Source organism: Bacillus sp. Xin1 (assembly GCF_013314535.1).
Classification (GTDB): domain Bacteria; phylum Bacillota; class Bacilli; order Bacillales; family Bacillaceae_G; genus Bacillus_A.
In genome coordinates this window covers 1-10,063 of sequence record NZ_JABUAE010000072.1, presented here as the reverse complement: position 1 = coordinate 10,063, position 10,063 = coordinate 1, and the positions used below count along the sequence as shown (strand labels likewise).

The following is a 10,063-nucleotide window of genomic DNA, read 5'->3' as shown; positions in this document are numbered from 1 at the left end:
AGTGTTACTATTATACTCACAGAGGAAATTTATATGTTACCAGGCCAGAGGTGATACGTGAGGTAATAAATCCTCATTTAACTCCCCTTTTTTACGCCATTACATAATTCTAATATAATCAACGATATTTTTTCCAATTAAGAGAACAGTAACAAAGATGAATAACACTCTTACATAGGTTACTCCTTTTTTAATAGCAAAATTAGAGCCAACTAAGGCTCCTAATATCATAGAAATCCCCATCGGTATACCATATGAGAAATTAACCATATCAAGAGAAATGAACATGATAAGTGCCGCGATATTACTCCCAAAGTTTAGAAATTTTGCATTTCCTGCCGATTGTAAAAAATCGAAGCCAATAATCAAAAAGGCAAATAAAATAAATGAACCTGTTCCAGCACCTAAAAAACCATCATAAAAACCAATAGCAAATATGACAAAGGAAAAAAGCAAAGCTTTTTTCCAGGTGAGCTTTCGATAAGTCGATTCATGTCCCCAAGTTTTCTTTAGAATCGTATAAATAGCTACGGCTATTAGGAGAACTAATACTAATGGTTTTAATAATTCAGTTGAGACAAAATTGACAACCCAGGCACCTAATAAGGAACCTGTAAAAACAAGGGGAAACAATTTAGCTACTAAGTGAAAATCAACCTTTCCTGACCTGATAAAGGCAATTGTACTTGTCAAGGAGCCCATTGAACTGGCCAACTTATTCGTAGCAATGGCTACTGAAGGTGGGAGACCTGAAAATAATAAAGCGGGTATAGAGATTAGACCCCCTCCTCCCACTACAGAATCAATAAAAGATGCTAAAAATCCGAAACATACCAACAACAGAAGTGTATAGACATTAATATCTTCCATCCAAGAAACCTCCTTATAAAATATGAATAAAAGCGGTCTACTCCCTATTGAGAAGGGAGTTTGATCGCTCTGTTCGTTATTTTTGTAACTCCAGTTCTATTTTTAAAGGCATACAAACATGGCTCTTGATAGAACGGCTTGCGCTAGACTTATTAAAGTCAACAACTACAAACATTCTCTGTAACCATCGATCTTTGCCATCATATTTTGGTGTAAAAGCTGTTCGAGCATGTGCTGCTAAATGATTATCTATAATAATAAGATCACCTGGTGTTAGAACCACTCCAGAAGAAACCTTAGCTAATGCTTTCTTTAGCTCTTCTAATGCCCATTGTGCTTCTGCATTCACCCCTTGCATTAAAGAGCCATGGATACATAAGTTTGGCTGAATAATATTACCGGATAATACGGATGTTTGAATGGATAGCTCGGGCGAATTAAATGACGAAGGCGGACTTAATCGATACAAAGGTTTTCTCAGTAAGTCAATCGCGTATCCTGGTAATAGTTCAAGGGCTTGAACTATAGAAGCGGTTTCTGTTTTTGCCTTTTGTTCATGATCTGATCGTAAGCATACTAAGGATAAGTAGTCAGGTTTATGTGGGTGAATGGCATCTTCCGTATGATAGGTAAAAAACACTTGAGATCCACTATTTTCTAAATTAGTTTCTTTCCCCTTAATTGGACAAATATCATGAATGATTTGTCCATTTTTTTCATCCGCATAACCAATAGGTTCGCCCAAATGTAACATGAATAAATACAATAATAGTTCACTTACATTCTCTTTTTTATTTTTAGGAGCTTTACCGTCATCTGGAGTATTTGGTAATTCTTTGTCAGTCGGAAGGTTCCTAAATAGAATGGTCCCATACCGGTTTTTTTGCCTTTTAAAACTGATGAGATGATCAACTACTTTTTCGGGGAGCTTGTAGGATTCTCTTTCCAACTGGTTCAACGTGTAATGATCTAGTTGATTTAAATCAAGTTTGATGGAATGGATTAGTTGGTTTAAGTCCTCTTTTTCCTTATCCGTTAGAACGTAAATGTGTGAATTTTTAATTTCAGGCATTACTAGGGTAGAGATCACTTTTTTTCCTCCTAATGTTGAATTGATTTTAGTCACTATTTAAATAGTAACTAAAAAATATTTTCCTGTAAATAGAAAATTCATTATTTACAATTACTTAAATTTTGAAAAGGAATCAATTTCAAATAGAGATTTGATATGATAGGTATGTACACTTACTAATTGTGCTGGAGGATACTATGCAAGATATTATTCAAAAAATTCAATCTTTAGGTTTTAGTCAATATGAAGCAAAGGCCTATGTTTCATTGGTCCGCCAAGGACCAACGAGTGCCTACCAAGTAAGTAAAGAATCAGGAATTCCCAGGGCCCGTATATACGAAATATTAAATGGACTTGAGGAAGAGGGGATTGTGATAAAAGAGGAAATTAATGATTCCGTTCAATATTCCCCTCTACCTGTCGATGTATTCTTAGAATCCGTTCAATCAAAATGGAATCATACCTATCAATCTATAAGTGATACATTAAAACATTTCGAAAAAACGGAACCTATGTCTGACAACCGTGTTATGACCCTTAAAGGAGAAAGACATATCCTAGCCTTTTGTCGTACTTTATTGCAAAGGGCTGAAAAAAAAGTCGTCGTCTCTTTATGGGATAAGATGTATGGGAGACTGGAACAAGAACTGAAAGATAAAGCAACGAATTGTAAACTCAAAGGTATCGTCTTTCAAGTTGAAAATCCATTATTGGGTCTAGATATTCATCGTAAGACAAGTTATGTAGACAATATTGGAGAGAACAAATGGTTTATCTTATCCATTGATGGTCGGGAAATGATATATGGCCCTTCTATCGAAGAAAGAGAAATAGCATTTTACACCGATGATCCTGTTCATATCTATCTTTTGGAAAATTATATTTGGCATGATATCCTAGTTAATCGCCTGGTTAAAAGAGGCAAAGAGGATACCGATAATTGGATATCAAAGGAAAGAGATAAATTTTTCGGTTCTAATTGAATATTCCGACTAAGTAATCTCAATAGGATAAAAATTGGTTAGGTTAGAGGTCGTCCCACATCGCTATCAAGTTAAGAAACACATTCTTCCGCAAAACGATAAAAATGAACTTCGGTGCTATAAAAAACACAAAATTTTCATTTAGGGAGTACTTTAAAATCTTAGCTTGATGGCGATGTGGCGGTACCCCACATCCATCAACTTAAGGTATATTTTTATACAAAATGCGGTCTTTCCATATAGTTTTTTATTATCTTTTATAGATTTTATAAAAGTAGGCATATCAAATAAACCCTGACGGGTTTCAATTTTTTTACTATGCTACCTGATGAGTAGAAGTGGTATACTCATAAACAACACCCAAAATATCAAAGACTGTCTTTTTCTCGTATCGATGAGATTTTCGTCCGTTATGCTGTAGGAGGTTAAACAGACGAAGGAGAACCTTTGATAGCTCTTGGGTGTTTTTGTGTAATGCTTGATGAAACAGTAAAAAATAATCCTTAATTATGTACATCGCTTTATATTCACTTAGCTCTTTCTGTTTCTTACGTAACAGGAGCTCTCGCATTTTAAACATAGTAGAAGAACATAATAGAATACTAATGAGTTGCCCATAAAGATGACATTCTAATCGCTCTTGTTTAATAGATTTACAACGATGAATTTGAAACCAAGATTTCCATATTTTAAATAACAGCTCAATTTGCCAACGTAGTGAATATAAATCATAGATTTTCTCTTTTGGTACCCATTCCGTAGGAATGTTTGTCATATATACCGTAATACCTTGTAAAAGCTTCGTACGCTCTGTATATGTAATTCCTTTTTTCTTTTCGCGAATAGCTCGGTCACGTAGACGTTTCTGTTTTTGCTCCTCGGTACATTTATAAACTACAATACGAGTAGGCAGTTTGTCTTTACTCCCTACATATACATCATGTAATTCATACACTTGGCCAGGTTGTAATTGTTTCATGATGTCTTCCAAATGAATTTGTATATATACCGGTCTCAATTGAGCGGGTTTTGTTTTAAATACCACTGTTTCGAACTCTTTTCTATATATTTTAGTCGGTAACTTAAGACGTGATAAATAATATCCCTGCTTGTCTTGAATAGACTTAAAGTCTTGTAGACGAAAATATCCTAAGTCACGAATATATAGTTCATTCTTTTGTGCCATGCCTGTTCGAGTCGCACTATATGCCTGATCACTTCGTTTTCCTGGTTCAATTTCCACATCAGAAAATTCTCCACTCAACAAGTCATACTCTAGTTGAATTTTTACACCAGCTTTATGACTACATCCTCCGGCCCCAGGATAAGTAGTTGCGAACCGATCTGGAACTTGGAAGGTTTTAGAATCAAGGACTAGAATCCGCTCAAAATAAGCAGAAAGAGAATGAGAAATCTTAGATACTCCTCCAATTTTAGCTTGTAGAAATGTAGTAAATACAGTTCGAAAGAAGGCTACAGAAGCCGAATTAAATCGTCGATTAAGTCCCTCCGGACTTAATAAAATTCCTGTTGAAGTTTCTAATTGACTACAAAGTTGAGTAAGAGAGGTAGTAGCGATTTGTTGATTTAACCACACACACAAAGATAAGAAATGGTGCCCGTGGCACTTACGTTTTCGTTTCATCCCGCCAGCTTCTATAGTTAGTTGATTAAGTGTAGCGGGAGACAAATATCGATATAACTCTTCAGCAAATAAAGATAACTCTTGTTTTTGGTGCATATTCATAAAAAGTACCTCACCCTTTCTCATTAACATAAGAAAATAGTAACGTGCTTTTAACTTCAAAAATACTCTAAATCCTTAAGTTGATGGATGTGTGGCGGTACCCCTTTTACTGATGGAAAATGCTTTTTTATAACTCGAGAACTTGCGCTTTTATTAACATTAATAAACTTCAACATTTAGATATTTGGATGTATTTTGAACAAAATATGCACATGGTCAGTATCATGATTCCATTCGACTAAGGTAATATTGTAATTCACATCCAATCGAACAAACATATTTTTCATATAGTCAGATATGGGAGCATTAATCACTTTTCTGCGATATTTTACGACCAGAACAAGGTGATAATATAATAGCATGAAAAAGAGACAACTTTAGGCTATGCCTAACCGAAATTCATCTTCCACTTTCACTTTCACTGGCGTTGTCGCACCTTCACGTTTAAAAGTGGAAGACTACTTTCGGACAGAAGTTGAGGCAATTTCAAACGTATTATAATAGCAGCACAACTTTAATTTATAATCAATAATACAGAATCTAATCAAAAAATACATGATTTTACAAAAAAATTGGTTCTGTTTCAGAGTCACGGTAAGAATTCGTTCTTTTTTGGGTTCTGGTGCAAAAAATCTCTTAAACTTGGACATACTGATACTACTACTCTAAAAAAGGGGCATAATCAGTATGAGAAACCAAAATTTGTTCAAATGGAAACATTATCAGCCTGAGATCATCCTTCTTATAGTGAGATGGTACCTACGGTACAACTTAAATTTTCGTGATTTGGTGGAAATAATGGAAGAACGAGGCCTATCGATAGCTCACACAACAATTATGCGTTGGGTCCATCAATATAGTCCTGAGTTAGATAAGAGAATCCGGCGTCATCTCAAGCAGAGCAATGATTCGTGGAGAGTAGATGAAACATACATAAAAGTAAAAGGGCAATGGATGTATTTGTATCGTGCAGTCGATTCAAAAGGGAATACCATTGATTTTTACTTAAGTAAAAATAGAAATGCCAAATCAGCCAAGCGCTTTTTCAAAAAAGCCTTGTCTTTTTCGCATGTATCCAATCCTCGTGTCATTACTGTAGATAAGAATCCAGCTTATCCAGCAGCAGTTGAGAAGTTAAAAGAAGAAAAAAAGATGTCAGAAGGCATCAAAATAAGGCAAGTGAGATATCTTAACAACATTGTGGAACAGGATCATCGGTTCATTAAGAGGCGAGTCCTTCCTATGTTAGGGTTCAATACAGCTACATCCATTCTTTGGGGAGTAGAAGCCATGCATATGATCAAAAAAGAACAGATTGATTTACGGGATCAGTCTGCCCAAAATCAAAAAGAATTTATCCATCAACTGTTTGGGCTTGCAGCATAAGATACGATTCCGTTAGGAATCTATGCGCTTTATTATCTTTTATTCTATTTTTGCACGAGAACCCACGAATGAAACCATTAGTGTCTAAGCGTAAATAATGTGTAAAAATCTAATTGAAAAAATTCGAAAAATATATTTACATTTCTCAATTTTTGGAATAAACTTCTAATTGCAGAACAAATAAACACAAAAAATGGAAAGGTTGTGCGTTATGACAAACGTAACAGGAACAAAATATAGCTATGAAGAAGTTCAAGAGGTAATCGTTAAAGCTCTTAAAGAAGAATTATCTGTCGATGAAATTGCATTAGACTCAACTTTAGAAAATTTAGATGTAGATTCATTATTGTTTGCAGAGATTTTAATTGTATTACAGGATGAGTTTGATCAAGAACTTGAAGTAGAAGACTATATTAATCCAAAAGAAAGTAAACCAACTGTTAATGATTTAGTAAAGGCAGTTCATACACGCCTATACGTTTAAATGTTTAAACTTGTTATAATTTAATGATGATAATAATTAGATTTAACATTTAGTCAAAATACTTATAATCCTTAGAAGGAGTTAATAAAATGACTATAACAATTGATACTCGTACTCGATTTGATGTAGAGAAGTTTGAAGATTGGAAGAAAGATGGCGTATATCCATTCTTTCCAACTGTAGAATCAACAACAGGTAACTACATTACGACAAAAGAAAACGGAAAAATGTTGATGTTTGGTTCTTGTGATTATTTAGGTCTGTCACAAAATGAGTATTTAAAAAAGAAATCCATTGAAGCAATTCAGGCTTTTGGCACAAATACATATGGTGCGCAAATCTTTTGTGGTCATACTACGATTCATAATGAATTGGAAAATAAACTAGCGAAATTATACAATAAGCCAGCTGGCATTATCTTCCCATCTGGAATGAATGCAAATATTGGTGTTTTAACAGTTATGGCAGGCCCAGATGATGTTATTATAAACGACAGATTAAATCATATCTCTATATTTATGGGAAGCCAACTATCAGGTGCTCAGCTTAGATCTTTCCCACATAATAATATCAAAAAATTGGAATCTATTTTAAAACAAAGCATGGATAAAGAAAAAAGAATAATTGTTGTAGATGGACTCTTTAGTGCAGATGGCGATTATGCACCATTAGATAGAATCTGTGCACTTGCAAAAAAATACAGCGCTATTGTAATGGTCGATGAAGCTCATTCATTTGGTGTTGTAGGCCCGAATGGGCTAGGTGTTGCTGAGCACTTTGGTGTATTAGATCAAGTCGATGTCATTGTTGGAACAATGAGTAAAGCCGTAGGAAGTGTTGGCGGATTTATTGTAACAAATAAAGAAATCGAAAGTGCCATAAGATACTATGCACCATCATATACTAGTTCAAGAGGATCTACACCAGCTGTTGCTGCTGCCTCCCTTGCTTCCTTAACGTATATGGAAGAGCACGGTGTGCAATTAAGAGCAGACCTTTGGAGAAACTCTCGTTACTTAATCGAAAAGCTTCACGAAAATGGTTTTAATTTATTAGATACTTGTAGCCAAATTGTTCCTGTTTTAGTTGGCGATGACAAAAAAACAGTAAGTGTTACAACTTGGTTAATGGAAAGAGGACTATTTACGGCAGCTTTCATCTCACCAGGGGTTCCTGTGAATAAAGGTCGATTACGTATTGGTGTTACAAGTAATCACTCCATTGAAGAATGCCAAAAAGTAGTTGATCTTCTGATAGAAGCGAAGGGAATTTTCAAATTTTAATTACTATATTTACTAACTATTGTTGTGAAAGATGATATACTTATAAAATACACATAGTTAGGATACCATCATCAGGAATTTTATACCATTTATCCCGCGTTGATGGTATCTTCTTTAAATATATTAATTAAAAGGATGCGGATCATGGAAAATTACGAATGCAAAAACAGAGAAAATATATTAGAACAATTTAGGTTGACGACGCCAATTTTTCAAGCATTAGGTGATGTGAATCGGCAACAAATCATCATGATTTTACTTAAAAATGACAGCTTAAATGTAAATCAAATAACTGAACAAATGAGCATCTCAAGACCTGCTGTATCCCATCATTTAAAAATTTTAAAACAGGCCGAACTGGTTAGACCAAACAAAAACGGGAAAGAAGTTTATTATTCCTTGACAACCAGTAATTTTTTGGAGTATATGAAAGAATTAGTATCTGCGATTGAAGCAGGATATTAATTTTTTTAATCAACACGTTCATAAGTTTGAACTCATAAACATATGACTTACTAATTCAACTAATAGGAGGTACAAAGATGCAAAATCAAAACAATTCAAACAAAATATACTTCTTAATGCTATTGGTTCCTTTGTTTTGGGGTGGTTCATTCTCAACAGCAGAACATGTCGTAACAGAAATCCCGCCCCTTGTAGCAGCTACCCTTCGCTTTGGTATAGCTGGTGTCATCCTTATGATCTATTTAACAATAAAATCCGAATGGGATATTGGTTCTTTAAAGAAAAGATGGAAAGGGTTATTACTCGTTTCATTGACTGGCATCTTCGGATATAATGCACTTTTCTTTTTAGGTGTACATTATACATCAGCGATTAATGGTTCTTTAATTATTGCAACAATGCCAATCTTTGTTACACTAGGTGCCATCCTCTTTTTAAATGAAAAATGGAACATTAAGGTTGGAATAAGTTTAGTTTTATCTCTAGGTGGCGTTATTATCGTAATTACAAAAGGATCGCTTGATATGTTACTCTCATTAGCATTTAATGTAGGGGATTTATTATTTATAGCAGCTTTAGCGTGCGGAGTAATATATGGTTTAGTTGGTAAAGCTGTAATGAAAGATGTATCACCGTTATTCGCTACAACGATCATGACTGTGATGGGTTCTGTCTTCCTAACGATTACATCATTATTTGAAGGTGGTTGGGACCTTGTACCAAGTATGTCAGCACAAAGTTGGCTAGAAATGTTTTATATGGTTGTATGCGGTACTCTCGTTGGCTACATTATATTCAATAAAGGTGTGGAGCAAATAGGTGCGAGTAAAGCAAGTATTTATTTAAACCTTACTCCGATTGTAACGACTTTAATTTCTGTATTATTCTATGGTTCTATTATGACTTGGAAACAAGTAATCGGTATGGTATTGGTATTAATTGGTGTATATATCGCAACAGCAAAAACGACTAATCAAAGTAAGAAAGTTGCCCTAAATGATTAAAGGTATAGGAATTGATATTACAGAAATTGAAAGATGGAAAAATAAAAGTACGCATACAAAGGTATTTACACAGCAAGAATTAATATGGGCAAAAGATAACATGCTTAATTATTCGATTCTGTGGTGTATCAAAGAAGCGACAGTAAAAGCAATCGGTACTGGTTTTCGAAAGAACATCATGTGGAACGATATAGAGGTTTTAAACATCGATGGAGAATATGAAGTCAATTTGAGTCATGCAGCAAAACAATTATTCCAAATAAACAAACATGATCAATTTCATATTGATGTAACGAGAAGCGATAACAGTGTTATGTCACAAGTAATCTGGACTGATAATAATCATGCTTAATATATATGACGGTTCTGTTGCAAAGTTTTCTACATGAAGCTACACTCTAGAAAACAGGACCTAGGAGAATCAGACATGAGATATTTTAAAGGAAAACAATTCAAGAAAGATATTATTTTAGTAGCCTTGGGCTACTACTGTCGTTTTTCTTTAAGTTATCGCGATGTATCTGAAATCCTGAAAGAACGTGGTATTTCAGTTCACCCAACAACCATCATACGATAGGTTCATGAATATGGCAATCTCATCTATCAAATTTGGAAAGTGAAAAATAAATCTGCACGCTTATCTTGGTATTTGGATGAGACTTATATCAAAGTTAAGAGAGAATGGCGTTATCTCTATCGTGCAATTAATAAAGATGGGCACACATTGGATATTCAACTTCGTAAAAAACGGGATCATCAGGCTGCCTAT

At 34.5% G+C, this 10,063-nt stretch carries 10 protein-coding genes and 2 pseudogenes; 8 read left to right on the top strand and 4 right to left on the bottom strand.

What is annotated here, in order from left to right:
- Window positions 1–99: 99 nt before the first annotated feature.
- Window positions 100–870 (bottom strand): TSUP family transporter, encoded by a 771-nt coding sequence (locus HRG09_RS26690; protein WP_174103849.1) that lies wholly within the window; start codon window positions 868–870, stop codon window positions 100–102.
- A 76-nt stretch (window positions 871–946) separates the two neighbouring features.
- Window positions 947–1,960 carry a TauD/TfdA family dioxygenase gene (locus tag HRG09_RS26685; protein WP_309232383.1) on the bottom strand — a complete coding sequence of 338 codons (1,014 nt, stop codon included), beginning with the start codon at window positions 1,958–1,960 and terminating at the stop codon, window positions 947–949.
- 179 nt (window positions 1,961–2,139) lie between these two features.
- On the opposite strand from HRG09_RS26685, the gene HRG09_RS26680 reads away from it, so the two are divergent.
- On the top strand, window positions 2,140–2,925 hold the full coding sequence (locus HRG09_RS26680) for a TrmB family transcriptional regulator (RefSeq protein ID WP_174103848.1): 786 nt from the start codon (window positions 2,140–2,142) through the stop codon (window positions 2,923–2,925).
- 316 nt (window positions 2,926–3,241) lie between these two features.
- Here the strand turns inward: HRG09_RS26680 and HRG09_RS26675 are convergent, their stop codons facing one another.
- Window positions 3,242–4,672 carry an IS4 family transposase gene (locus HRG09_RS26675; protein WP_174103850.1) on the bottom strand — a complete coding sequence of 477 codons (1,431 nt, stop codon included), beginning with the start codon at window positions 4,670–4,672 and terminating at the stop codon, window positions 3,242–3,244.
- A 104-nt stretch (window positions 4,673–4,776) separates the two neighbouring features.
- Window positions 4,777–5,034 (bottom strand): annotated as a pseudogene (tnpA, locus tag HRG09_RS26670) (IS200/IS605 family transposase); the annotation flags it as partial.
- A 325-nt stretch (window positions 5,035–5,359) separates the two neighbouring features.
- Here tnpA and HRG09_RS26665 point away from each other — a divergent pair.
- The 7 genes and pseudogenes from HRG09_RS26665 to HRG09_RS26635 form a co-directional block, all read left to right on the top strand.
- Complete coding sequence (locus tag HRG09_RS26665) at window positions 5,360–6,058, top strand: IS6 family transposase (RefSeq protein WP_174103847.1); 699 nt, start codon at window positions 5,360–5,362, stop codon at window positions 6,056–6,058.
- A gap of 211 nt (window positions 6,059–6,269) precedes the next feature.
- Complete coding sequence (locus HRG09_RS26660) at window positions 6,270–6,542, top strand: acyl carrier protein (protein ID WP_174103846.1); 273 nt, start codon at window positions 6,270–6,272, stop codon at window positions 6,540–6,542.
- A gap of 89 nt (window positions 6,543–6,631) precedes the next feature.
- Window positions 6,632–7,825: an aminotransferase class I/II-fold pyridoxal phosphate-dependent enzyme gene (locus tag HRG09_RS26655; protein WP_174103845.1), complete on the top strand. Its 1,194-nt coding sequence runs from the start codon at window positions 6,632–6,634 to the stop codon at window positions 7,823–7,825.
- Between the two features lie 144 nt (window positions 7,826–7,969).
- Window positions 7,970–8,290 (top strand): metalloregulator ArsR/SmtB family transcription factor, encoded by a 321-nt coding sequence (locus tag HRG09_RS26650; protein ID WP_174103844.1) that lies wholly within the window; start codon window positions 7,970–7,972, stop codon window positions 8,288–8,290.
- Between the two features lie 77 nt (window positions 8,291–8,367).
- Window positions 8,368–9,294 carry a DMT family transporter gene (locus HRG09_RS26645; protein WP_174103843.1) on the top strand — a complete coding sequence of 309 codons (927 nt, stop codon included), beginning with the start codon at window positions 8,368–8,370 and terminating at the stop codon, window positions 9,292–9,294.
- Window positions 9,287–9,646, top strand: a complete 360-nt coding sequence (locus HRG09_RS26640) for a holo-ACP synthase (protein ID WP_174103842.1) — start codon at window positions 9,287–9,289, stop codon at window positions 9,644–9,646. The genes HRG09_RS26645 and HRG09_RS26640 overlap by 8 nt, the downstream gene beginning before the upstream one ends.
- A 75-nt stretch (window positions 9,647–9,721) precedes the next feature.
- Window positions 9,722–10,063: pseudogene (locus HRG09_RS26635) on the top strand (IS6 family transposase); the annotation flags it as partial.